Below are 24634 nucleotides of genomic sequence, written 5' to 3' on the forward strand. Positions count from 1 at the left end.
GGAAGCCCGCACTCAATCGCTTTATCATCGAATACGGTGAACGCGTGACACAATATCTTTGAACGGGCACTTACACAGAATTATTTACAGGCTCGGTGTTAAGGGGCTATTGAATTTTGATTTTTCCTTGACATCGACACAGAGTCGATCACGCTATTTCCACTCACCACTCACCACTCACCACTCACCACTCACCAACCAGTCACTGACTAAGCAGCCTGCCGCCGTCGACGCTCAGTACCTGACCGGTAACGTAGTTGGCGTCGCGAACGAAAAACAGTACTGCCCTGGCGATATCCTCGGGACTGCCACGTTCATCGAGGGCGATGCGCGACAGTATTTCCTGCTGGTTCGCCTCGGTCATGGCTTCCGGCCACAGCACGGCACCCGGTGAGACCGCGTTGACGCGAACTTCGGGCGCCATTTCCTTCGCCAGTGCTTTTGTCAGCATGATGAGTCCGGCCTTGCTGGTACTATAAAGCGGGTGTTTGCTGAGCGGCCGTTCGCCGTGAATGTCGGTCAGGTTGATGATGCAGCCCCGGTTGCTGCGCAGTTGTGCGGCGGCATGACGGGCGAGCAGCAACGGCGCACGCAGATTGACGTTCATCATGTTCGACCAGTTGTCGTCGTCGATCGCCTCCAGCGGCGTCGGGTAGAAAACCGAGGCATTGTTGACCAGTACGTCGAGCCGGCCGTTGCAGTCAATGGCCGCATCGACGAGCTCGGGCAGCGCCTGACTGTCAGCGAGATCGGCCTGCAACAGCCAGGCCGACGCCGGGCGCTTGTCATTCAGCTCGGCGACCAGCGCGTTGGCTTCTGCGGTCGAGTGATGGTAGTGAATCACGACCTGCAGGCCGGCGCTGTGTAGTTCGCGTGCAATGGCAGCGCCGACGCGTTTTGCAGCGCCGGTAATCAAGGCTGTTCTGTGGCTCATGGCTCGGCTATGCTTGGCGGGTTTCGATACACATTACTATGAATTCGCCGGAGCCGGAAACCGGCCAACGAGTCTGTTGCCATTGTCCGTTCAATCACGAACCAGCGTTGAATCATTACCCGAGCCTGATGCCACGGCCGCCGCGCACAGCGATGCCGTGCGCGTGCATATTGCCGCGGCCATTGATGAGGCCGGTGGCATCATCAGCTTTGCCGATTACATGACGCAGGCACTGTATGCACCGGGGCTCGGTTATTACAGCGCCGGTGCGGCCAAACTCGGCGCCGCCGGCGATTTCGTGACGGCGCCGGAGATCTCGACGCTGTTTGGTCGCTGCATTGCGCGTCAGTGCGAGGAAGTACTGGCGACATTGGCGGGTGGCGCTATTCTCGAACTCGGTGCCGGCAGTGGCCGGCTGGCTGTCGATGTACTGGGTGAGCTCGCAAGCCGCGAGTGTCTGCCGGAATGCTATTACATCCTCGAAGTCAGCGCCGACTTGCGCGAACGCCAGCAACGCCTGATTGCCGAGCAGTTGCCGCAGCTTGTCGATCGCGTGCAGTGGCTGGAGCAGTTACCGGCTGAGCCGCTACAGGGAATCGTGCTCGCCAACGAAGTGCTGGATGCGTTACCGGTCGAATGCGTGCAACTGGATGACACGGCACACGTCGAGCTCGGTGTCACACACGACGACGGCGTATTCCGCTGGCAAAGCCGGTCACCGGGGGCGCAATTGCATGCGGCGCTGGCGCGTCTGCTTGTCGAATTGCCCGAGACACCGGCGCCGCCCTATCGCACCGAGATCAACACCGGCCTGGAGGACTGGCTGCGTGCGGTCGCCGGTGTACTGGATCGCGGCGTCATGCTGTTTATCGATTACGGTTATCCGCGGGCCGAGTATTATCATCCGCAACGCAATGCCGGCAGCCTGATCTGTCACTACCGGCACCGGGCGCACGAGGATCCGTTCCTGTACCCGGGCCTGCAGGACATCAGTGCCTCGGTCGACTTCACCCGTCTCGCCGAGGCCGCGCAGGCCTGTGATCTGGAAGTGGCGGGATTTACCAGCCAGGCGCATTTCCTGCTCGGTTGCGGACTGGACAACATGCTGGCGGCCGCGGCGGATCAGTCCCAACAGGATTACTGGCGACTGACCGGTGAGGTCAAACGGCTGACGTTGCCCGGCGAGATGGGCGAGCGTTTCAAAGCAATGGCGCTGGTGCGCGATTACGACGGCCCGCTGGCCGGTTTCAGGTTGCAGGATTTCCGTCACCGGCTTTGATGAAAAACACCACGACCGGCCATCCACCCAACGCACGATGCTGAGCTAGCATGGATTTCATTCACGCCTTTGTCCTCGCGCTGGTGCAGGGCATCACCGAGTTCCTGCCGATATCGAGTTCGGCGCATCTCATCCTGCTGCCTTACCTAAGCGGCTGGTCCGATCAGGGACTGATTTACGATCTGGCCGCGCATCTCGGTACGCTCGGCGCAGTCATTTTGTACTTTCGGCGTGATCTCGGCCGTGTTCTGGTTGGTGGCTGGCAGTCGATCAGCGGTCATGGTGTCAGCGAGGATGGCCGTCTGTTCTGGTATCTCGTCATCGCCAGCGTGCCGGTCGGCATCGTCGGCCTGACGATCTATGGATTGGTGGCCGGGCAGTTTCGGGCGGCAGCACTCATAGCGGTCACGAACATCCTGTTCGCCCTGCTGTTGTGGTGGTCGGACAAAAGTGCGCGCCTGTCACGCGATTTCAATGCGATCAATCTGCGCGATGCGCTGTTGATCGGAATGGCACAGGCGGTGGCACTGATCCCGGGCGTGTCGCGTTCCGGTGTCACCATAACCGCGGCACTGTTTCTCGGGCTGACCCGCCAGGCGGCGGCACGCTTTTCGTTCCTGCTGTCGGTACCGGCGACGCTGATGGCGACGACCTATGGTCTCTACCGGCTGCTGTTTCTGCCCGCCGAGGGTGATGTACTGATGTTCAGCCTGGTTGCCGTACTGTCGTTCCTCGGCGCACTGATGGCGATTCACCTGTTCCTGCGTTTCCTGGATCGCTTTGGCATGCTACCGTACGTGGTCTACCGGTTAGTGCTGGGCGGGCTGTTGCTGGTGTTGTTCATTTAACAGCCGTAGCAATGGCCGTACTGCGCGCCTGCCTGATACGCTCGCCGATTTCCTTGCCGGATAAATTTTCCGTCGCCAGGGTACCGGCATCGACGCTGTTCGCCGCCTGTAGCGCCTGGCGCAGGCGATCCGCCTGCGGGTAGTCGCGGTCTTCTAGGCCGGTACGGCCGCGACTGTCGGCTTCGCAGACGATCAGCAACTGCTCGAAGCGTTGCGGCCGGCGAAAGGCATCGCAGGCCTCGAACAGATTGAGGATCGTGTCGGCGCGCATTTCCCCGGCGCGATGCACACGGCCGTGTTCACGCGCCGCCATCACCGCCAGGTCACGGAAGTCGTTCGGTGCCTTCAGGCGGGCGCAGAGTTTTTCGATAATCTTCACGCCGCGTTGCTCATGGGCAATGTGACGCGGCCATTGATCCGCCGGCGTCGTGCCCTTGCCGAGATCATGCACCAGCGCGGCAAAACGCACGATCGGTTCATCACTCAGACGCACGGCCTGATCCAGCACCATCAGCGTGTGTACACCGGTGTCGATTTCCGGGTGGTGCTGCTGCGGCTGCGGTACACCGAACAGGCGATCGATTTCCGGCAGCAGTATCGCCAGCGCCTCGCAGTCACGCAGCACCTCGAAAAAACGCCGCGGCCATGGTTCCGATAGTGCGCGTTGCAGTTCCTGCCAGACGCGTTCGGCCGGCAGCGTTTCCAGTTCGCCGCTGGCAGCCAGCGTGTGCATCAGTGTCTGCGTCTCTGCCGCGACGGCGAAGTCCAGCCGCGCGGCGAAACGCGCGACGCGTAGGATTCTTAACGGGTCCTCGACAAATGCCGGTGAGACATGGCGCAACAGGCGTTGTTGCAGATCGCCGCGACCATCAAATGGATCAATGACGTGGCCGTTGTCATCCTCGGCCATGGCATTGATGGTGATATCGCGACGGGCAAGATCCTGCTCCAGCGTGATCTCCGGTGCGGCATGAAACTCGAAGCCGGTATAGCCCTGACCGCTTTTGCGTTCGGTCCGCGCGAGCGCGTATTCCTCGTGCGTGTCCGGGTGCAGGAAGACCGGAAAGTCGCGACCCACTGTGCGGTAACCGAGATCCTCCAGCTGCCCGGCCGTCGCGCCGACCACGACGTAATCGCGATCCTTGACCTCGCGGCCCAGCAGCCTGTCGCGTACGGCCCCACCGACGGTGTAGATCTTCATGGTTGATTGGTTAATTGGTTAATTGGTGATTGGTGATTGGTGATTGGAAAGGTGTGACCGTTGCTGTTCCAGTGCCAAGATAAAGTTCAGCATTAATAATGCCATTGATCGGCGCTGTTCGCGGTGGGGTCACCGCTCCTACCAACCAACTGCGATTCCCTCCCCCTTGACGGGGGAGGGTCAGGGTGGGGGTGATTGAATTGTCGAGGATGTTTAACTCACCCCCATCCTAACCTTCCCCCGTCAAGGGGGAAGGAACTAAGGTGGCGCTGCGCGCTGTTGGTTGATGCGCTCCCACAGCCGTCGGGCCTTGCCAATCACTAATCACCAATTACCAGTCAATGCCGTCCCGCCTCGCGGCGAAATTCATTGTACAACGAGCGCATGGAATGGTTGCCCAGATAACGCGGGACGATCGCCTCGATGGCCGTTGCATCGATATCGAAGCGCTGCAGGTCGCCGCCATTGGTGCAGACGCTGGCGACCTGGCTGGACAGGTAATTGTCGGTCGAGAACGGTTTGCCCGGGACGAAATCGAATACCATCGCCTGCAGTCGCGACAGGAAATTGTTCAGCGGCAGGATACGGCGCTGCAGGCCGACGCATTGCGCGGTGTATTCAACCAGCTGCTGCAGGGTGTATTCATGCGGGCCGCACAGGTCATAGCCCTGGCCGTAGGTGGCCGGGTCATTCAGTGATCGCACGAACGCCTCGGCAACGTCCTCGACATAAACGGGTGCAAAACGCGCTTCCGGGCAGGCCAGGGGAAACACCAGCGGCGTCAGTTTCAGCAGCTTGGCGAAGCGGTTAAAGAAGCTGTCGTCGGGACCGAAGATGACCGATGGCCGAAAGCTGGTGACGTGCAGATCATAGCCTTCCGCCGCCAGCGCCTTGTGTTCGGCTTCACCCTTGCTCTTCAGGTAGTGGCTCGGGCCGCGTTCGGCATCGGCATTGAGTGCGCTCATATGCAGGTAGCGCTGGATGCCGGCGGCACGGCAGGTCGCCAGGATCGTTTCGGTCAGTTCGACATGGGCCTTGTGAAAACCGCGGCCGTCGCGGCCCCGCTCGTTGAGGATGCCGACCAGGTTGATGACCGCGTCGCAGCCGTCGACCAGTTCGCGCAGCTGCTGCGGATCGTGGACGTCGCCTTCAACCAACTCCGTGGTCGGCAGCAGGATCAGTTCCTGGCGATGGCTCTCGCGATCGCGCGTCGGAATGCGCAGTTGGTAACCCTTGCGGGTCAGGTGATTGGCCAGGGTGCGGCCGACAAAGCCGGTGCCGCCGATAATGCAGATTTTTTTGATAAGCATGAACTCGTTATTGAATCAGGGTTGCATGGTCAGCGCCGAGAAATTGCACTGCAGGCTGGCCAGCAGGGAATCGGGTTTGTGGACCGGCTTGACCGCGTCCATGCGTGCCGTCACACGGCGCTGTTCGCGTTCCAGCCGCCAGTCGTAAACACTGGCGTATTCGAGCACCCGTTTGACATAACCCCGGGTTTCACGGAACGGGATGTTCTCGATCCAGATGTCCGGTTCGATACAGCCAGAATCGGGCAACCACGATTTTACCCGGTGTGGACCGGCATTATAAGCGGCAGTCGCCAGGATCATGTTGCCGTTGAAATTGTCGTAGACTTCTTTCAGGTAACGATTGCCGATCGGAATGTTGTAGTCGGCTTTCAGCAACTGATTGCTGCTGAAGTTTTTCATGCCGAGCTTGCCGGCAGTCTGTATGCCGGTACGCGGCATGACCTGCATCAGGCCCAGCGCGCCGGCCGGCGATCGGGCGCTCTCGTAAAACGCGCTTTCCGAGCGGATCAGGCCGTAGACCCAGGCGAGATCCAGATCGTGCTTGCTGGCGTGCCTGGCCAGTGTTTCGCGATAAAGCACGGGAAAGCGGACCTCGAGATCGTCATAGGCCTGCGCCCGGCCCATGGCCAGGATCGCCTGATTGTGCCAGCCGCGCTGCGCGGCGAGTTGCGCCGCACCCTGCATCTCCCGGGGCGACAGGGCACCCAGTATGTGATGCCATTCGCGCCGGGCAGCGTATTCCTCGTCCAGGGCCAGGAACTCGAAGGCTCGCTGGATGCCGGGCCGTTCGGCGATCTGCGCCAGTTCCTCGTCGCTGATCGGCAGCGGGTAATGGTTCATCCGGTAGTCGATACCGAGCCGGTCGGCGGCAAGAAAGCTGTAAAAATCGCGCTGGCTGGCGAGTTCGTGATAGCGATCGCGCGCCGCCTGTTTGTCACCGGTTTTTTCCAGCGCGCGAGCGCGCCAGTATTGCCACTGGTTTTCATGGACGTCGTCCGGTGGTGTGCCATCAGTCCAGGCGCGCAGTTGTTGCCAGTCGTCGTTGTTGATGGCCTGACGCAGGCGATAGAGAAACACGGTGGCGTCGACTTCGCTGTCGGCGACCTGCTCGAGCAGCTGCCTGGCGTCAGCATGTTCCTGGTCGGCGGCGCGCACGGCCAGGTCACGCTGCAGGGCGTTCTTCTCGGCCGGGGTGAAGGCATAACGCTGCTGCAATGCGGACCAGCGATCCAGCGCCTTGTCGATGTCCCGGCGCAACAGCCGGCGCAGGCCGTAAAGCACCGCCTCGCGGCCGATGACGGTGTCGGCGAGCTGCGGATCGCGCGTGCCGGCATCGGGATTGTTGTGAATCTCGATCCAGCGTTCGGCAACCTGGCGTTCGTCGCTGCTGAGCTTTTTCGCCAGATAGCGCACCAGGCCGGTCTTGTTATTGGCCATCGCCAGGCGGATGCGCTCCCAGACCAGCTGGCCGGTCATCTGCGGGCTGGCTTCGAGTTTCTCGAACGCCGGATCGCAGGCCTCGTCCTGGGAATAGCCGACCCGCCACATGCGGATGATGTCGTCCATGAGGCCGTCGGTCTGGCCGGTTTTCATGCGCGCGGTGAGGTACAGGCAGCGCAGCCGGTTATCGTTCGGTTGCTTGTAGTGATCGAGATAGGTTTGCCACTGGCCACGGCTGGTGAGTATGTCGAGCCAGCGGTTGCGCAGCCGGTCCGCAACAGGCAGGTCGCCATGCTTGCGCAGGAATTCGGCGACCTCGGCGTTATCCAGCGAACGCAGTCTCTTGTCGATATAGGCATAGCGCAGGTAGGGATACAGCGGGTAATCCTCCAGCCCCGCGGCCAGTTGCCGGTAGCGCTCCAGCTGGCCGTTGGCGAGCGCCTTGCGCGCGGCTTCGAAGTCTGCGCGTTGCTGTTCGCGATCAGCGGCGGCTGGCAGGGGCAGGCAGAGCAGGCCGCCGAGCAGAACCAGCAGCGTCAGCAGACGCCGGCTGGGCTGGCCGGTGGACGGCCGGAAATGGCTTAACACGATACCGATGGCAGGCATTCTGACTCCCGGATGATGCTTGAACGACATCCTGAAAAAAGCGCTTTATTTGCAAGTGTGGCGGTAACTTTCTAAGCTGCCGCGACTGAATATCCTCGCACCTAACTATGAGTAACAAATAGCCGCTTGTCCATGCCCATCGATCCGCTCATCCTGTTTTTTTATCTGCTCACCGGCATCGTCGGAGGGCTGCTTGCCGGGTTGCTGGGTATCGGCGGCGGCATCGTCATCGTCCCGGCGCTCTATTATCTGTTCAGCTGGCAGGGGTTCAGCGGCGATCACCTCATGCAGCTGGCGGTTGCCACCTCGCTGGCGACCATCGTGTTCACTGCCATCGCTTCGACCCGGGCGCATCACCGCCGCGGTGCCGTGGCCTGGCCGACGCTGACTGCCTTGCTGCCCGGCATTGTCATCGGGGCGGTCGCCGGCGGGTTGCTGGTGCGCGGCATGGCCAGCGACGGGCTGCGTGTCCTGTTCGGCCTGTTCGAAATCGCGGTGGCGCTGCAGATCGGCTTTGGCGCCAAACCGGCCGCGCATCGCCGCTTGCCGGGTCCCGTCGGCACGACGGCCGCCGGCACGATCATCGGCGGTCTGTCGGCGCTGTTCGGCATCGGCGGCGGTACGCTCACGGTGCCGTTTCTGCTCTGGTGCAATGTCGCCATCCACCGCGCGGTGGCTACCGCCGCGGCCTGCGGCCTGCCGATCGCATTGGTCGGCAGCCTGACCCTGATCGCGGCCGGCTGGTCGCTGCCGGATCTGCCGGCCCACAGTCTCGGCTACGTCTACTGGCCGGCGGCGCTGGTGATCATTGCCGCCACCTATTTCACGGCGCCGCTGGGTGCGCGGCTGGCGCATGCCCTGCCGGTGGCGGCTTTAAAACGGGTCTTTGCTGTACTGTTGGCCATTATTGGTCTAAGAATGGTGTTATAGACAGCGGCCGCAGCCCGTAGTTGCCACCGCTGTTTCACTCGACGGCGCGGGAGTCGCGCATGTTGCAGGTGGTTGGGTTGGCAGACGCGAGCCGGCTGGAGGCGTTGTTTGACGCTTCCGGCAATGCCGCGGTCGTGCTCGCCGAGGAGGAACGCGACGGTCTGCGCCAGCGCCATGCGCCGCGTGGCCTGCTGTGTCATCGCTGCCGCACGGCGATCAGCAACGACGCCGAGCGCATCGAAATCGCCGGCGCCCACGCCCATACCTGTGTCAATCCCCACGGTATCGTCTATCGCATCGGCTGTTTCGGCAGCGCGCCGGGCTGTAGCGCGGTCGGCGGCCTGTCGATCGCTTACAGCTGGTTCCCGGACTACGGCTGGCAGGTGGCGGTCTGCCGGCACTGCGAGGAACATCTCGGCTGGCGTTTTCGCGGCGACGGGCTGTTTTTCGGCCTGATTCTCGAGCGGTTGCTGAGCGCCGGAGACTGATCGATTGCCGGAACTACATTCGTGGGAGCCGATTATAAATCGGCGAAACATGCGCCGGATGGTTTGCGGATTTCAATTCGTTCCCATGAAAATCGGATATTGCCGATCACCCATCACGAATCACCAGTCACCGATGACCAATCCACCTTGTATGAGGCCCGACCACGGGCCGAACAGGAGGTTGATTACGGCGTGACATTCAAAACTTTTCGCGGCGGGGTCGCCGCTCCTACCAATCACCTATCAACCACCAAACTGGCGGCCTACTCAATGATCCGGTCGGCCTCGCTGCGCGTGTACTGCTTGAATTTGACCGCGTCGTTAACGAACTGGATGGTGATCCGCGTGTTGTCATCCTTCCAGACCGCCGAGGTGCCGGACAGGTCGCCGAACTGCAGGCTCGAGGTTTCGTCGGGCTCGCCGAGGATGGCAAACACCTCGGCCTCGCTCATGTCGGTTTCGATGCGCCGGAAGTTGTCCTGCTCAAGCTTCGATTCGCAGCCGGCGACAAGCAGCAGAACCACCAGGGGGAGTAGCGATAAAAGTTTCATCGGCGCGGTCGATCCCTAATTTAGCGGTTTGTTGTCGCAGATATCACGCACTTGCCCTGGCCAACAACTCGCGCAGGCGATCTTCCAGTTCCACCAGAGACGTGATTTCCACGTCGGCGCCTTCGTCATGCGTCCAGTCGTCGGCACGTCGATTGACCCAGACGGTTTTCATGCCCACGGCGCGGGCGGCAAAGACGTCGGTGTGCGGATCGTCGCCGACATGCACCGCCTCGTGCGGTTCGGCGTCCGCCAGGCGACAGGCCTCGAGAAACATGCGTGGCGCCGGTTTGGCAGCACCGACCTGTTCCGCCGACAGGCGGTGATGGAACACGTCGGCGATACCAATGGCATGCAGGTCGGCATTGCCGTTGGTCAGTGAACACAGCGTGTATTCTTGCCGCAGACGTTTGAGCACCGGCATGACGTCGTCGAACAGTTGCACATCGTTACGGTGCACCATGAATTTCTTGAAGGCCGCCTGGCTCAGGCGTTTCGCGGCAGTGGTGTCGTAGCCCATGTCCTCGGCGGCATGCTGCATGGCGAGCAGGCGCACGCGACCGATGTCGTGGCGCAGGTCGGCGTTTTCCTGCAGCAGCTGGCCGCGGCGCAGGCGCAGGTCATCGATCGAGTGGCGGCTGGAAAAATCGGGGTAATGTTCGTCCAGCCAGCGATGCAGGGTGGCCTCGGCGCGGGAGAGGGTGTCCTCGAAGTCCCAAAGTGTGTCGTCGAGATCAAAACAGATCAGTTTCATGAGCGGGCAATCGTTGATGGTCCATGGTGCATTGTAGCTTGCATGAGTGGTGAATGGTGGACTGTCACCAGGCGGCTGGTGTTGATTCGGCGCGTGTCATTAAGATGACTTGGATTTTCCGGATGAATTCAAATTATCATGTTCCGTATGCGTTTATTCGGTCTCATTCTGATTGTTCTGCCGCTGGCACTGGTGGTGGGCGCCCTGCTGCTCAACCGCGCCACGCTGTTTGCGCCGCCCGGCCCGCTGGCGCGGCTGGCGACCTATCTCGGCAGCAACGTTGCCGAATTACAACCACAGGCCGCTCTGCCGGAGTTGCGGCCCGGCGTCTATCCGGTCAAACCGGGCCTGTTGTGCCGCGAAGTCGCCGCGGCACTGGACGCCCTCGATTGGGATTGGCAGCAGACGCACGATTGCCGGTACCAGGCCACGGTCACCACACCGTTGCTGAAATTCACCGATGATGTAACCGTGACCGTCGAGCCGGTGGGCGAGGCCAGCGCGCGCTTGCACATTCGTTCGGCCGCGCGGCTAGGCCGCGGTGATTTCGGCGCCAACCGCCGGCACGTCCTCGACCTGGTCGCTGCCGTCGAGCGCCAGCTGTCGCAGGGCGAGCCGGTCAGGCTGGAAGACTGAAACCATGTTGGTACAGGAAACCCTTGAGTTCGATACCCCGGGCCGCGGCAGCACGGACATCACCCGCCGGGTGACCGAAGTCGTGCGCGCTGCGGGCATGACAACCGGCCTGTGCAACGTTTTTCTGCAGCATACCAGTGCCTCGCTGATGCTCTGTGAAAATGCCGACCCCGACGTGCGCCGCGATCTCGAGGCCTTCATGCAGCGGCTGGTGCCGGACGGCGACCCGCTGTTCGTGCATACCACCGAAGGCCCGGACGACATGCCTGCCCACGTGCGCTCGATCCTGACCGGCAACAGCCTGAATGTGCCGATTAGTGATGGCCGCCTGGCGCTCGGCACCTGGCAGGGCATTTATCTCTGGGAGCATCGTACGTCGCGGCAGGCGCGTCGTGTTACGCTAACCATTCACGGGGAATAGAGGTGTGTCGGCCATAGTGCGGGGGCAGCCTCAAGGATGCGGATTGCAGAGGGGGTATGCAGTCACTTTCCAGCGTTTTACAGGCTAATCGCCGACGGTATTTCGTCGGCCGTGAGCAGGAACTGGCGCTACTGGATGCCATGCTCAGCGGCAGCGACACGCAATCCCGCTTGCTCTATCTGTATGGACCGGGTGGCATCGGCAAGTCCACGCTACTGGCGGAATGCAAGGCCAGGGTAGCCGAAGCCGAGCAGCCCGTGATCGACCTGAACGGTTACTACCTGCAGCCGGTTAGTACGCAGATCGAGGCCGAGATTAGACAGTCCCTGGCGGCGCTGGCTGTTGATGAACAACCTGTCTGGTTATTCATTGATAATTTTGATCAGCTGGCTGCGATGGAAGGCTGGTTCCATGAAGTTTTTCTGCCGCAATTGCCGGTGAATGTCTATATGGTTCTGGCCGGTCGGCAGCCACCGGTAATGAACTGGCGTCTGGATCCGGCCTGGTCCGGGCTGATGCACTGTCTGGAATTGCCCCCCCTGTCACGCGAGGCAACCGAGACCTATCTGCAGCGCCGTGGACTGGATGGCGAATTGCGGGAACGGATCATGGATTTCGCCAGGGGGTATCCGTTGGCACTGGCCATGAGTACGGATATTTGTCAGGCCAAGGGACATCATGAATTCAATAAAACGGATCATGAAGATCTGTTTCAGGCCCTGGCACTTCACTTTATCGAGGAAGCGCGTACAACGCGCCATGCGACTGCACTGCAGGCCGCTGCATTGAGTCGCACACTGACGGAGCCTCTGCTGGCTGCCATGCTACCGGGCGAGAATGTGCAGGAACTTTATAACTGGCTCGCCGGCTTGTCCTGCGTCAGTGGTTCGGAACGCGGGCTGGTCGTTCATGATGTTATTGCTGAGGTGATTGCTGCGGATTTGCGCTGCCGTGATCCTGATAAAGCCGAACGCCTGATCTATCTGGGCGAAGAATATTTCCTGACTCAACTGAACAGTGATACGAGTACGGCCACTCACGACATCATTTTTGATATCACCTACCTTGCCCGTCAGGGCGAACTTTCCAACGAGTTGCATCAGGCTGCGCGGGAACTGCCCGTCCATATCGATAAACCAGCATCACAGGACGTGAAGTTGGTACGTGATCTGATTGAGCATTATCAGGGTGAGCAGCAGCGCGCACATTTTGATAACTGGCACGCCCGGCAGCCAGACGGTCTGGTTATCTTTCGCAATTCGGAAAACCGACTGCAGGGGTTCGGCTTCTTCATCGAAATATCACCACAGGAAGACCTGTCGTCGTTATCCGATCCAGTAGTTACGGCCATTAATAAATATGCCCGATCATTGGATATCGGCAGGGTGGGTACGGTGGAGGTTTGCCGGTTCTGGATGGACTGCGAACGGCATATGCAGATGTCGTCGGTCATGACCAATGTTCTTACGCTGTTGATGTCGCGGGCAGCACAGCATACCGATATAGAGGCCAGCGGGGTTGTCTTGCTCGATAATGAGCTGGCACGGAATATGGCGGAAGTGGCCGAGCATCACTACCTGACCGAAGCTACTTATGATATGGGCGATGAACGTGTCATTGTCACCATGCACGACTGGCGTGATGAGTTAATCGGCAACTGGCTGGTTCGCACCAACCGTCGGGTGCGGGGCATGATGAAGGATGCCAGACGGCTGGAATCACCGACCCTGACCCAGGAGCAGATACGCCGGTCGCTCAAGTCCATCCTGCGGAACTTCCAGCATGCCGACGCGCTGAAACAGTCGCCACTGCTGAAAAGCAGCCTGTTCCCCGCCGATCTGATCGCGGATGAACGCGTTGAACGACTGCGTCAACTTATCCAGACAGCCGCCGAGCGGCTGCAGCAGGCGCCCAAGACCGAGCGTTACTACAATATTCTGTTTCATACCTATTTCCGTCCCGCCACCAGCCGGTTGGGTGCCGCCGATAAGCTCAATATGGCACCCAGCACCTACTATCGCCACCTGGCCACAGCAGTTGACCTGCTCGCAGGCGAGCTCGCGACCATGCAACAGGACCGTGAGTTCGATAACTGAGAGTAATCTGATATAGAAACTGAGAGTTAACCCTCCGTAGTCTGGCCTCAACGATATCAAAAGTTGTCCAGTTACGGGGTTGTGCAGTATCTGCATGGAATGCAGGCCGTCGGGGGAGACGGCGAGTACTGCGCAACCCCTATCAAAAGGGGATTCCCATGCTGCTCAATCGTCAACAATTCAACAATGCCTTATCTGCGTTTGTTCTCCTGCTGCTGGCAAACCCGGCCATTGCGGGTGGCGGCGGCAATCTCAGTGTCTCGCCCGATCAGGGAAATGAAACGCCGCAACTACAGCTAGAGAATGGCGGGGATAATGGTATGAAAGCGAAAACCATGGAGGCTGAAACACAGCAGGTGATGTCCCAGCCCAACGCCGGCCTTAACCAGGTATCATCCAACAGCGATTTCATTCTGGAAGTGCCGGTTGAATTCAACGGCACCGGCACATTCAGCTCTGAATATGGGGCCCTAGAGGGACAGCCTTATAATCAAATCGCGGTTTACTGTCAGATGCATTTCCATGACGAAGACTGGGAGACTCCCGACACAGTCAAAATCACTGAAACCAAGGTGATCACTCTCGGGCCGGATAGTTCCTTTAATGGCTCGGTGCGTTTTGGTATCGCGTATTCGGGTCCCGTACAGGAACAGCTCGACGGACCTGGAAGATTGATTACCGTCCATGTGACAGGCCCCAGTCATTGTGACCTGAAGCTGGTCGCCCCCGATGGCAGCCAGGTAGCTGTTGAGGAAGCCGGCGCCATCTATGACTCGTCGGTCAACCTGGTCCATACCCTGAACAACGATCTTCTCTGAGTTGATGCCACATCGAACCGGCGCAGATTTTGCGCGCCTGCAATCGCTGTTGCTCATCTTTTCGTTTTGTATAGCGGGTTCAGTCTTATCCCAAACTCAACAGGCTGAAGATGCCGTTTCCGATATAGCAGGGCTGCCTGTAATCCAGACGGCACCGCTGCGTTTTGGTGTGGCAGCGGACGGTGGCGAAGGTGTGCCCACGATCCAGACGGCACCGCTGCGTTTTGGTGTGGCAGCGGACGGTGGCGAAGGTGTGCCCACGATCCAGACGGCACCGCTGCGTTTTGGTGTGGCAACGGATGGTGGCGAAGGTGTGCCCACGATCCAGACGGCACCGCTGCGTTTTGGTGTGGCAGCGGACGGTGGCGAAGGTGTGCCCACGATCCAGACGGCGCCGCTGCGTTTTGGTGTGGCAGCGGACGGTGGCGAAGGTGTGCCCACGATCCAGACGGCGCCGCTGCGTTTTGGTGTGGCAGCGGATGGTGGCGAAGGTGTGCCCACGATCCAGACTGCCCCGTTGCGCTTTGGCACAGTCAAAGGGGACGATATTTCTCCTGACAACCGTGAAGTCGAATTTAGGCTGGTCCGGGTGACGTCACTCGATCCGAATAACGCCATCGATCCATTTGACTATCGTGATGTGATTGGAGTGATTAATAATGCCACGAGGCCAGATACCCCTGCTGGTCGCAACGCGATAGATGATCAGGGTGGCGTAGGTGATATAACCATCAATGGCGTTCCCGTGCCGCTTGTGTTTGGCACTATCGGGTTACAACCGATGGGTAGCGACACGAGTTGGCTTGCCAATTCACGCAATACTTCCGGTAATCCGCCGCCTTTGCCTTCCGGGTCGGCTGCCGGCTTCTATAGCGAATTCAGTGGCGGACTGGGCGTGCGTTTTGTGACGGGCCAGGGATGGTCCAGCTCGCAATTGCCATTATTCCAGAATCTGCCCGGTTCGTTTCCGGATTTCGGAACAGTCACCGTCACCTTCGAAGTTACTCGTGACTCGGACGGCAGTCGTTTCAGTCTGACGTTAACCGCTTCGGCTGGTTCTGATGGGGATGTTGAGCTTATCAACGCAAGCGGCTTCGCCTGCAGCACGGGCGGAGGTAGCTGTCCATGAAACGGCATGCACTTCTTTTCGCCGCTCTGATCCTGTTGTTGACCGGCATCATGCCCACCACGTCAACCGACAGTCAGGCCCGTACTTTCCGCGAATTCCGCCAGATACCCAAACCGGAAGGCTTGCCGGATAACGCTGAACGCGTGGAAACGATCGAGCCGGTCGATCGTGAACTGGTCGAACGTGGCGTACGTGAGATCCTCGGTGCCTGGAATAGCGGCCAGCTTGAAAGTCTGCTTGCGGAGGCCTTTGTGAACCGGCAAAAGCTCGCCGATACGCTCATCACCGTCGTGCCGCGCGATGCCGAGCTGGATCTTCTGTCGCTTCGTTCATTTTCAACATTGGAGCAGTACAACACGGCTGTTTCACAAAAAGGCCGCTACCGCGTCAGCAAGGTCTCCGCTGTGATCCGAATGCAAGTGATCTTCAACGATCCGCAGACCGGCTACCAGCGCCTGCCCAATACCAGTGAATTCATCATCGAGATCCGCGAGCCGATTTGATGCACAAGCTGTTGTACCAAACGGTTCTGGGGGCAGTATGTGCCTTGCCTGTGACATTCGTTGCTGCCCAGTCACAGACAGGAAAATGGCTGGATCCCTGGCAGATCAATGCCTTCAACCGACTGCAGGTCGAGAATTACGACAACAGCGGCAATGCTGCTGCCTCGCCCTACCCATTTGAGGGTGGCCAGGTTTTCAATCAGTTCAGTGTCAATATGAACAGGCGGGTATCGTCCTATGAGCGCCTGAATATACGCTTCAGTGGCCTGCTGAACGATTCCGAGTATCGCAGCGACAAAAAGGGTTTCATTCCCGAGCGTGCGCGCTTTTTCTGGGAAAAAGGCGATGGGCTGGTGCCGTTCCGTTTCGAGGGTGGCGATTTCTTCGCCTTCCAGAGTTTGCGGACCATCCAGACGGGGCTCAAGGGCATGCAGGCCGAGTTTCAACCGGATTTTGGTAGTGATCGCCAGCACTCCATCCAGTTCTTTGCCGGACAGCAGGCCCAGACCTATCGGGATTTTGACGGTGATGAGCCGCAGTATCTGGGTGCCTCGTGGCTAATGCAGGATCCCGTGCTTGGCACATTCTCGTTCAACCTGTCGCATGGTCATATCAAGCAGCAATCACTCAGTGGCAGCGATGGGCTAAGCCAGAGTGTGGCATCACTGGCACATACGATACCTATACAATGGTGGGGGCAGTCACTGAAACTGGAAAGCGAGGTTGCCTATCTGAGTGGTGACCGGCGCGGCTTCGGTACGTCGGCTAATGAAGATCGCCATAATCTCGGGTTGTTTTTTGAACTGGCCGGCCACAGTCAAACTCTGCCGCTGCGATATCGGACGACCTATCAGGAGTACGGCCAGGATTATGCACCCTTCGGGGCAGCCATCGCTTCCGATCAGCGATCGTTCGAAAACTATGCGACCTGGACCTTCCCCGATGGCCAGTTCATACGCGGCCGTTATCTTTATTTCCGTGATGCACTGGAAAGCAGCAATCCGGTTGATACCAATTCGGCGGGTCTGACCTATGGTGGCACATTAGCAACACTCGGTGACTATCGCTTTTTCGGTAATCTGGATGCGTTCGTCTCAGTCCGGCAGGATCAGAACGGTCAACAGGATAGCCGTAACGCAACATTGAATGCCAATATAAGAACGCCCTTGACTGATGTGCTGACCGCACGTGTTGATCTGCTCGGGCAGGTATTGAAGAACGAGGCGCCCCCGACCAGTAAACGTATTATTCGTCAGGGTACTTTGACGTTCGATTATGATTTTCAGATTGCCGGGCTTGATGCAACGCTGTCGCCCGGCATGATGGTGCGCGACATCAACGGTGGCAGCAGTTCGACGACGGACTGGAATCCGGTGATCAGCGGTACACTTTATGGCCGCCGCCATTCGTTAAGATTTTCCTATAACAGTCTGCTGCAGCAGCCGAGTGCGCCGACCGGTTTCGATACACTGACCCAGCGTTTATCGGTGGAATACAATTACCGATACAATCAGCATCGTTTCGGCGTTCAGGCGAATTATTATGAGCGTCGTCCTGATCAGGGCTTGTCGACCGAGGCTAATCGTCTGATGGTATTTTGGGAGTACCAGTATGACAAGCCCGCCGTGCCGGTTGAGCGGCGCCGGGCTGTTGCGGCGGTGACCGACATGCCGGTGTCACTGACCCGTTTCGAGCCAGGTGCTTCGCCGACCATGCTGGAATCGGTCTTGCAGGACCAAGGGCTGGGCGAACCCATTCAGCAGAATAACTTGCTTATCTATGAAAAGCAGTTGCTACAATCGATTCAGCGTCGTCAGCGACTGGTGTATGAAGTCGATGTCGGTAGTGTGGCCTCGAGCAATCTGATCATTGATTTCGATGCCATAGGTGACGGCCGATCGGCACAGAGAGTCTTCAATGAAGTCCGGGCATTACTCATTCAGAAATATGGCGCACCGGAAGTCCAGATTGAGGAAGGTGAGTTCGGTCCCGGGTTGGCCGGACGCCTGAGTACCGACCAGTTTGTTCGTGTTTACGAGTGGACGATTGATGGTCACCCATTGCGTTTCGGTATTCCGTCACGCACTGATGGACTGGTACGCATGGAGATTCGTTATGCCGACCGTCTGACGCCGGCTGAACAGAACGACTGGAGTCTAACGCGGTTGCGCTAGCCTACCGTTCTGGCACCGGTGTCAGAGTTCGCTGTTTCGCCTTGATACAGCCAGTCTAATTGAACAGGGTCGTCGCAAGCGATTGGCCGCTGATATGCTGAGGTATCGTTTCGCCAAGCAGATCGAGGACCGTGGGTACGACGTTGAATGAACTCGTGATGCCCCGGTCGGTCGGCCTGATGCCTTCGCCGGCCGTGCAAAGAAAGCCATAGGGACCGGTGTGACCACCGGTACGGCGATAGGGGATTGGACCGATATCACCAAGCACAGGATGGCTCAGCCCCAGTGGTGCCCCTTGCCAGGTTATATAAAGATCCGCTTCCGTGGCAGTTAACTGCATGGGGTCGTCTGCTCCGCGCACTATAGTGTCAATAATGGGTCGATCTGTTTGCAGGTCGCGACAAACTTGTAGTAATTCAACAAGTTCTTCGCATTTCGCCGCATAGTTGCTGCGCGATACCTTGCCGTGCGATTCACGATCTCTGAGATTGATGCGGATACGCCCATCGTAGAAAGATGGCAAGGCAAATGCCGGCATGTGTGACCAGAATGAGCGATAGCGGGCGGCTGGCATCCAGTCCAGTGGCGGAGATGCCGATTGTCTGGCTTGTCCGAATTTCGGAAATAGACGCAATAGTCGCTGTTTACGTGTTTTCGGCCCCGGTATTGCCTCGCGCATTGCCTGGTTCCAGCTGAAAGTTTCATCCAGTAATGGCGTGGTATCGGGCAGCTGAACGGGCCATTGACGTGATCGCAGGTAGGATTTTCCGAATGCGTTTCTATAAAGCAACTCCGGCAGTAACACCATTGAAGCAATATCGGCATTGTTTGCCCCCATGCCATGCATGCCGAAAGCAACTATGGTTGCATCAGGGAAATTATTGACCAGATCGCCTATAAGCTTGTCGATGGCCCGGTAAATGCGCCGCATTCCACGTGCAGCTACAGGAGCGGATGCAATGCCGTGCAGTGGATGTTCAGGATCAATACCGTGCCATAGTGCCTCAATGCCGGAATGACACTCTGATACCACGACCATGGCCAGCTGCCAGTCAGGCAGATGCTCGCCAAGAAGCCATACGGCTGCTTGACTGCGTGTATCGACAGCGCGAACCAGCGCATCACTCATGTGTTTTGTTTTATCAACCGAAGGCCAGGCCATTCCATAGATCCATTCGGGGGCAGGATAAGGTCCGAAACGCTCGCGTAATATTGCCTGCAGGTTCCCGGGACGGCTGTATGTCGGCACACCGGGGTCATGGGCGCCCCAATTGGTCATGCCCATTACATTTGGTGCCTGTGAAAGGTCGCAGTAGGGTGTGTCGAAGATGACGGTAGGGCTGGTGATATCTGCAAAGAATGGCCGCATGGATGTCGGATCCTGGCGGACGGAATAGTCAGAAGTATTGAATGTGACAGCCGACCAGCGGCCACTGTCGGCTGGCGACAGTCCGCTACTAACGTGTTCCCAGGCAAGACCCGAATACTTGGCGCGGCCATGATCCAGGGCAAAATTGGCACTGTTCTGATACAGACGGGCGAGGTTCGGCATCTCACCCTGTTGCATCCATGATTCAGCCAGCGAAGGTTCAAAACCATCGAGCCCTATCATTAATATCCGGCGATTGCTCATGTTTGTCTATTGGGCATCTGTCCCCGGAATGGCGCGAAGGTTTACAGTTGGCTAGTAAAGCAAACTGGCTAGCAGTTTTCACCCTGTTTTGATGTGTTGTCCCGCCAGCGAGCATCCAGGCGGCCCCGCCAGCGACTTGCGTGGAGCATGCCGGGTAACCAGTGTGCTGCCGGCTGTCGGGCCAGACGCTGGAGCCGGTAGCGAATTTCCGGACCCAGCCATCGGCGTAGCAGATACAGCAGCTTCCTGCTTCGGCCGTCGATGTCTGCAAGACTGCGACCATAGCGGCCTTCGCAATACTGAAGTCGCCGTAAATAGGATAGGCACATTCTTGATGCCGGGATATGGTGAATTACGGGCGCGTCTGGTACCCAGATAATTTCTTCGCCCGCATCCCACAGGGCGGCCATGATCCGCGTTTCCTCGCCGCCGATCAGCATATCGCCGTTACGCCCCAAGCCGGCTTCAAACGGCCGCTCGCGCAATATGCAGGTTCGCAACGCCATGTTGGCACCGTACGGATAATGCTTTTCAGGCAGCACATGTCGCGTGGGCCCGAAGTCCCGCAGGGCATAATAAGAGCCCAATCTGTCGATGTTTCGTGCGAGCCACTCGGGCGGTTCAATCTCGAAGCAAGGCTGGATCGGACCGCCGAAAGCCGCGGCGCCGGGGTATTCCTCGAAGGCGGCGATATAGGCCTCTAGCCAGCCGGCACCGACCCGTACATCGTCGTCTGTCCAGATGATGTAATTTCCCCGCGCATGGCGTACGGCGGTATTGCGCGCGTGGGAAATACCCTGACGCGCTTCATGCAGGTGGATGATCGGCAGAGCCGGCATGTGTCGCCGGATAACCGTATCCGTGGCATCACTGCAGTTGTTGTTGACGATCAGCAGTTCCCAGTCCTGTCTGGCGGGCAACCTCAGATCACGCATGGAGGTCAACAGACCGTCGAGTTGCTCGGCCCGGTTCCAGGTACAGACGGCGACGCTAAGCACAGGGCGATCGTGCAATAGCTGGCCTGGGCGGCTCACATTAGCGCTCGGATCCCATGGCCAGGGCGCGCTGCCGGGCATTGGCCTGTTCCCTGCTGACCGTTTCCCGGTCATAGTCCGGACGTACTTCCGGCCAGCCCTGGGCATGTTTCGCGACCAGATCGGCAAGAAAGTCGATATGCGCCGGCTGGTCATTCAATGCCGGGATGTAGGTGAAGCGATCGCCGCCGGCCTGCATGAACAGTTCGCGGTTCTGGATATTCATTTCCTCCAGCGTTTCCAGGCAGTCGGCAGAAAACCCGGGGCAGACCACCTGCACCGATTTCACGCCCTGGCCGGGCATCGCCGCCAGTACTTCATCCGTGTAGGGCCGCAGCCATTCGCGCGGACCGAAGCGCGACTGGAAGCTGACCTGCCATTGGCTCTCGGGCAGGCCGAGTTTTTCCGCCAGCAGCCGGGCAGTGGCGTGGCATTCACAATGATAGGGGTCACCGGCGGTGAAGTAGTGTTTGGGAATACCGTGGAAGGTGAACAGCAGCTTGTCGGCACGACCTTCGTTGTCCCAGTGGGCACGGATACGCTGGGCCAGCGCGTCGATGTAGCCGGGTTCGTCATGGTAGTGACTGATGAAGCGAAAGTCCGGCAGCCAGCGCCAGCGTTGCAGAACCTTGCTGACGGCGTCGAAGGTCGAGGCATTGGTGGCCGCCGAATACTGCGGATACAGCGGCAATACCAGCAGGCGCCGGATACCGGCACTGCGTAATTCCTCCAGTCCGCTCCGGATCGACGGATCGCCGTAGCGCATTGCCAGCGCCACCTTGACCGGTCCGCCGAACTTCTCTTCCAGTGCGCGCTGCAGCGCCTGCTGCTGCTTGAGCGAGATTCGCATCAGCGGCGAGCCTTCCTCGGTCCAGATCTTGCGATAGGAGCGGGCGGATTTCTGCGGCCGCGTATTCAGGATAATGCCGTTGAGGATGAACCACCACGGCAATCGCGGTGTTTCGATTACCCGCGGGTCGGACAGGAACTCCTTCAGGTAGCGGCGCAGCGCCCCGGTCGTGGGCGCGTTCGGCGTACCGAGATTGGTGAGCAGCACACCCATGCGTGGCTCGCTGCCGTGGACGTAGTCGGGCTGTCCGATATAACGATTCATGTCAGTATGTCGTTTTCTTGTATGGATTAGAGGAGCAAAGCGCCCATGTTGATCAAGCGCACCGCCGATTGCAATGAATTCACCGCCAATGACGGTTGCGGCATCCGCGAGGTACTGCACCCGCGCAACGACGGTGCAGGACTGCCGTTGTCGCTGGCCGTGGCCCGGGTTGCGCCGGGCAAGCAGAGCTACGCCCATTATCTGGAGCAGATCGAAGTCTACTATATCCTCGAAGGCCGTGGCCTGATGCATGTTGACGACGAGACTGCCGAGGTGGGCCCAGGCGATGCCGTTTATATTCCCGCCCGGGCGCACCAGTGGATCGAGAACCTGGGCGCGGAAGAACTGCTGTTTGTCGCCGCCTGTGTGCCGCCATGGTCGGAGGAGGGCGATGTGCGGCTGTGAACGCTTGGCCGCAAACGCATGCGAATGAACGCAAATCAGGCGGGGTGAGCGTCGCTGTCGTCCGGTTTTCACCGGGCTTGAGCGCTTGGCTTGTCAGTATGGCGCAGCACAACCTCTTGGTGACTGGTTGATTGGTAACTGGTGATTGGCAGGGCCGGCTCCTGTGGGAGCGGATTATAATCCGCGAACACTTCAGCGCATGTTTCGCCGACTGAAGTCGGCTGCGGGCGGTTGGTGATTGCCGCCTTTGAAAGCCCGTTTGCCGGGCGAACAGCCGCGGGACAAGCTGAACAGACTTTCACGCCCCGTGCGCCGCCAGCAATGGCCCGGCCCGGCTTGTTTTTTTATCTTATTGATTTTTATGTTTATTGGCGGGTATGCGCGAACGTCACCCGGCGGCCAGTAGAGAAACCCAGAAATCCCTTATGTTGCACCGCACTTAAACGTTATAATGTCCGACTTTTTCGCACCGGACCGGTAGCATCTACATGATTGAGAATCTTCGCAACATCGCCATTATCGCTCACGTCGACCACGGCAAGACCACGCTGGTCGACAAGCTGCTCAACCAGTCCGGCACCTTCGACGCGCGCAGCGACATGGGTGAGCGCATCATGGACTCCAACGATCTGGAGCGCGAACGCGGCATCACTATCCTGTCGAAGAACACCGCGATCGACTGGACTGCCGCCGATGGCACGGCCTACCGCATCAATATCGTCGACACCCCCGGTCATGCCGACTTCGGTGGCGAGGTCGAGCGCGTGCTGTCGATGGTCGACTCGGTGCTGCTGCTGGTCGACGCTGTCGACGGGCCCATGCCGCAGACGCGCTTCGTTACCCAGAAGGCGTTCGCGCTGGGTCTGAAACCGATCGTCGTCATCAACAAGATCGACCGTCCCGGTGCGCGTCCGGACTGGGTCATGGACCAGGTATTCGAACTGTTCGATAACCTCGGCGCCACCGATGAGCAGCTCGATTTCCCGGTGGTCTATGCTTCGGCGTTGAACGGCTATGCCAGTCTCGATGATTCCGTGCGCGAAGGCGACATGACGCCATTGTTCGAAACCATTCGCGATCGTGTCGCCGTGCCGGACGTCGACCCGGACGGCCCGTTCCAGATGCAGATCACCTCGCTGGACTATTCCAACTACGTTGGTGTCATCGGTACCGGCCGCATCAAGCGCGGCACGGTGAGAACCAACATGCCGGTCACGGTCATCGACCGCGCGGGCAACAAGCGCAATGCCAAAGTACTGCAGGTGCTTGGCTTTCTCGGCCTGAACCGCACGCAGGTGGAGGATGCCCAGGCCGGCGAAATCATCGCCATCAGCGGCGTCGAGGATCTCGGTATCTCGGAAACACTGTGCGACCCGAAACAGCCGGAAATGCTGCCCACCCTGCAGGTCGACGAACCGACCATGAGCATGACCTTCGAGGTCAACAAGTCGCCGTTCGCCGGCAAGGAAGGCAAGTTTCTGACTTCGCGCCAGATCGGTGATCGGCTGGACAAGGAACTGAAAACCAATGTCGCCCTGCGCGTCGAGCCGACCAGCGATCCGGACAAGTTCAAGGTCTCGGGCCGCGGTCTGCTGCACCTGTCGATCCTGGTCGAGAACATGCGTCGCGAAGGCTACGAGCTGGCGGTATCGCGACCACAGGTGATCATCAAGGAAATCGACGGCAAGCAGTGCGAACCGTTCGAGACCCTGACCGCCGACGTTGAGGAACAACACCAGGGTGCGGTGATCCAGGCGCTGAACGAGCGCGGCGGCAAGTTCACCAGTATGCTGCCGGATGGCAAGGGCCGAGTACGGCTCGACTTCACCATCCCGTCACGCGGTCTGATCGGTTTCCAGACCGAGTTTCTGTCAGAGACGTCCGGTACCGGTCTGCTGGCGCACAATTTCGATCACTTCGGGCCGAAGGTCGACATGCAGATCGGCAATCGCCACAACGGCGTGCTGATCTCCAACGACCAGGGTAAGGTGCTGGCGTTTGCGATCTTTAACCTGCAGGATCGCGGCCGCATGATGGTTGAGCCGGCGCAGGAAGTGTACGAAGGCCAGATCGTCGGCATCCACTCGCGCGAAAACGATCTCGTCGTCAACGCGCTCAAGGGCAAGAAGCTCACCAACATGCGCGCTTCCGGTTCCGACGAGAACGTACTGCTGACACCGCCGGTGAAACTGTCACTGGAAGAGTCGCTGGAATTCATCAACGACGACGAGCTGGTCGAGATCACGCCGAAAGCCATTCGTGTGCGCAAGAAGTATCTCAGGGAAAACGAGCGCAAGTCCGAGGCACGCAAGGCCGGCTGACACGCTCAG

General features: G+C 59.2%; 22 protein-coding genes. 13 read left to right on the top strand and 9 right to left on the bottom strand.

Translation table 11 applies throughout. The features are described 5' to 3' along the window. Nucleotides 1–202: 202 nt before the first annotated feature. Nucleotides 203–934, bottom strand: coding sequence for a pteridine reductase (locus J2T55_RS06755; protein ID WP_259055052.1), 732 nt, complete (start codon nucleotides 932–934; stop codon nucleotides 203–205). Between the two features lie 82 nt (nucleotides 935–1016). On the opposite strand from J2T55_RS06755, the gene J2T55_RS06760 reads away from it, so the two are divergent. Beyond that, complete coding sequence (locus J2T55_RS06760) at nucleotides 1017–2213, top strand: class I SAM-dependent methyltransferase (RefSeq protein WP_259055054.1); 1197 nt, start codon at nucleotides 1017–1019, stop codon at nucleotides 2211–2213. 50 nt (nucleotides 2214–2263) lie between these two features. Beyond that, nucleotides 2264–3061, top strand: coding sequence for an undecaprenyl-diphosphate phosphatase (locus J2T55_RS06765; RefSeq protein WP_259055056.1), 798 nt, complete (start codon nucleotides 2264–2266; stop codon nucleotides 3059–3061). On the opposite strand, the gene J2T55_RS06770 is transcribed toward J2T55_RS06765, so the two are convergent. From J2T55_RS06770 to J2T55_RS06780, 3 genes are all read right to left on the bottom strand, one after another. Further along, nucleotides 3054–4262, bottom strand: coding sequence for a multifunctional CCA addition/repair protein (locus J2T55_RS06770; protein WP_259055059.1), 1209 nt, complete (start codon nucleotides 4260–4262; stop codon nucleotides 3054–3056). The two genes, J2T55_RS06765 and J2T55_RS06770, sit on opposite strands and share 8 nt — an antisense overlap. Nucleotides 4263–4600: 338 nt before the next feature. Continuing rightward, nucleotides 4601–5572: a complex I NDUFA9 subunit family protein gene (locus tag J2T55_RS06775; protein WP_259055061.1), complete on the bottom strand. Its 972-nt coding sequence runs from the start codon at nucleotides 5570–5572 to the stop codon at nucleotides 4601–4603. A gap of 15 nt (nucleotides 5573–5587) precedes the next feature. Then, the gene (locus tag J2T55_RS06780) at nucleotides 5588–7621 is read right to left on the bottom strand and encodes a transglycosylase SLT domain-containing protein (RefSeq protein WP_259055062.1); all 2034 of its coding nucleotides are present in this window, start codon (nucleotides 7619–7621) and stop codon (nucleotides 5588–5590) included. Between the two features lie 132 nt (nucleotides 7622–7753). Between J2T55_RS06780 and J2T55_RS06785 the strand changes: the two genes are divergently transcribed. Beyond that, nucleotides 7754–8551 (top strand): sulfite exporter TauE/SafE family protein, encoded by a 798-nt coding sequence (locus tag J2T55_RS06785; protein WP_259055063.1) that lies wholly within the window; start codon nucleotides 7754–7756, stop codon nucleotides 8549–8551. A gap of 59 nt (nucleotides 8552–8610) precedes the next feature. Continuing rightward, nucleotides 8611–9039 carry a cereblon family protein gene (locus tag J2T55_RS06790; RefSeq protein WP_259055064.1) on the top strand — a complete coding sequence of 143 codons (429 nt, stop codon included), beginning with the start codon at nucleotides 8611–8613 and terminating at the stop codon, nucleotides 9037–9039. Nucleotides 9040–9302: 263 nt separating this feature from the next. Here J2T55_RS06790 and J2T55_RS06795 read toward each other — a convergent pair whose 3' ends face one another. Together J2T55_RS06795 and J2T55_RS06800 are read right to left on the bottom strand one after the other, a co-directional pair. Further along, entirely contained in the window at nucleotides 9303–9590 is a 288-nt protein-coding gene (locus tag J2T55_RS06795) for a hypothetical protein (protein WP_259055066.1), read from the bottom strand. 43 nt (nucleotides 9591–9633) lie between these two features. Next, entirely contained in the window at nucleotides 9634–10341 is a 708-nt protein-coding gene (locus J2T55_RS06800) for an HAD family hydrolase (protein ID WP_259055067.1), read from the bottom strand. 138 nt (nucleotides 10342–10479) lie between these two features. Here J2T55_RS06800 and J2T55_RS06805 point away from each other — a divergent pair, with 138 nt between their 5' ends. The 7 genes from J2T55_RS06805 to J2T55_RS06835 all read left to right on the top strand — a co-directional run bounded on the left by J2T55_RS06805 (nucleotide 10480) and on the right by J2T55_RS06835 (nucleotide 18118). Further along, nucleotides 10480–10977, top strand: coding sequence for a DUF1499 domain-containing protein (locus J2T55_RS06805; protein WP_259055068.1), 498 nt, complete (start codon nucleotides 10480–10482; stop codon nucleotides 10975–10977). A 4-nt stretch (nucleotides 10978–10981) separates the two neighbouring features. Further along, nucleotides 10982–11398 carry a secondary thiamine-phosphate synthase enzyme YjbQ gene (locus tag J2T55_RS06810; protein WP_259055069.1) on the top strand — a complete coding sequence of 139 codons (417 nt, stop codon included), beginning with the start codon at nucleotides 10982–10984 and terminating at the stop codon, nucleotides 11396–11398. A gap of 56 nt (nucleotides 11399–11454) precedes the next feature. Further along, nucleotides 11455–13494, top strand: a complete 2040-nt coding sequence (locus J2T55_RS06815; RefSeq protein ID WP_259055070.1) for an ATP-binding protein — start codon at nucleotides 11455–11457, stop codon at nucleotides 13492–13494. Between the two features lie 158 nt (nucleotides 13495–13652). Next, nucleotides 13653–14312 carry a hypothetical protein gene (locus J2T55_RS06820; protein ID WP_259055071.1) on the top strand — a complete coding sequence of 220 codons (660 nt, stop codon included), beginning with the start codon at nucleotides 13653–13655 and terminating at the stop codon, nucleotides 14310–14312. 4 nt (nucleotides 14313–14316) lie between these two features. Beyond that, nucleotides 14317–15441: a hypothetical protein gene (locus tag J2T55_RS06825; protein WP_259055073.1), complete on the top strand. Its 1125-nt coding sequence runs from the start codon at nucleotides 14317–14319 to the stop codon at nucleotides 15439–15441. Continuing rightward, nucleotides 15438–15944, top strand: a complete 507-nt coding sequence (locus tag J2T55_RS06830; RefSeq protein WP_259055074.1) for a hypothetical protein — start codon at nucleotides 15438–15440, stop codon at nucleotides 15942–15944. Before J2T55_RS06825 ends, J2T55_RS06830 begins: the two co-directional genes overlap by 4 nt. A gap of 44 nt (nucleotides 15945–15988) precedes the next feature. Continuing rightward, the gene (locus J2T55_RS06835; protein WP_259055075.1) at nucleotides 15989–18118 is read left to right on the top strand and encodes a hypothetical protein; all 2130 of its coding nucleotides are present in this window, start codon (nucleotides 15989–15991) and stop codon (nucleotides 18116–18118) included. Nucleotides 18119–18173: 55 nt separating this feature from the next. On the opposite strand, the gene J2T55_RS06840 is transcribed toward J2T55_RS06835, so the two are convergent. The 3 genes from J2T55_RS06840 to hemH form a co-directional block, all read right to left on the bottom strand. Next, complete coding sequence (locus J2T55_RS06840) at nucleotides 18174–19751, bottom strand: alkaline phosphatase family protein (RefSeq protein WP_259055076.1); 1578 nt, start codon at nucleotides 19749–19751, stop codon at nucleotides 18174–18176. A 68-nt stretch (nucleotides 19752–19819) separates the two neighbouring features. Then, complete coding sequence (locus tag J2T55_RS06845) at nucleotides 19820–20827, bottom strand: glycosyltransferase (protein ID WP_259055077.1); 1008 nt, start codon at nucleotides 20825–20827, stop codon at nucleotides 19820–19822. Beyond that, on the bottom strand, nucleotides 20787–21899 hold the full coding sequence (gene hemH, locus J2T55_RS06850) for a ferrochelatase (RefSeq protein WP_259055078.1): 1113 nt from the start codon (nucleotides 21897–21899) through the stop codon (nucleotides 20787–20789). The genes J2T55_RS06845 and hemH overlap by 41 nt, the downstream gene beginning before the upstream one ends. Nucleotides 21900–21944: 45 nt before the next feature. On the opposite strand from hemH, the gene J2T55_RS06855 reads away from it, so the two are divergent. Both J2T55_RS06855 and typA read left to right on the top strand, forming a co-directional pair. Continuing rightward, nucleotides 21945–22304, top strand: coding sequence for a cupin domain-containing protein (locus tag J2T55_RS06855; RefSeq protein ID WP_259055079.1), 360 nt, complete (start codon nucleotides 21945–21947; stop codon nucleotides 22302–22304). 488 nt (nucleotides 22305–22792) lie between these two features. Continuing rightward, on the top strand, nucleotides 22793–24625 hold the full coding sequence (gene typA, locus J2T55_RS06860) for a translational GTPase TypA (protein ID WP_259055080.1): 1833 nt from the start codon (nucleotides 22793–22795) through the stop codon (nucleotides 24623–24625). The last annotated feature ends 9 nt before the right edge of the window (nucleotides 24626–24634 follow it).

Source organism: Methylohalomonas lacus, from assembly GCF_024808875.1.
In the GTDB taxonomy this organism is placed as follows: Bacteria; Pseudomonadota; Gammaproteobacteria; order Methylohalomonadales; family Methylohalomonadaceae; genus Methylohalomonas; species Methylohalomonas lacus.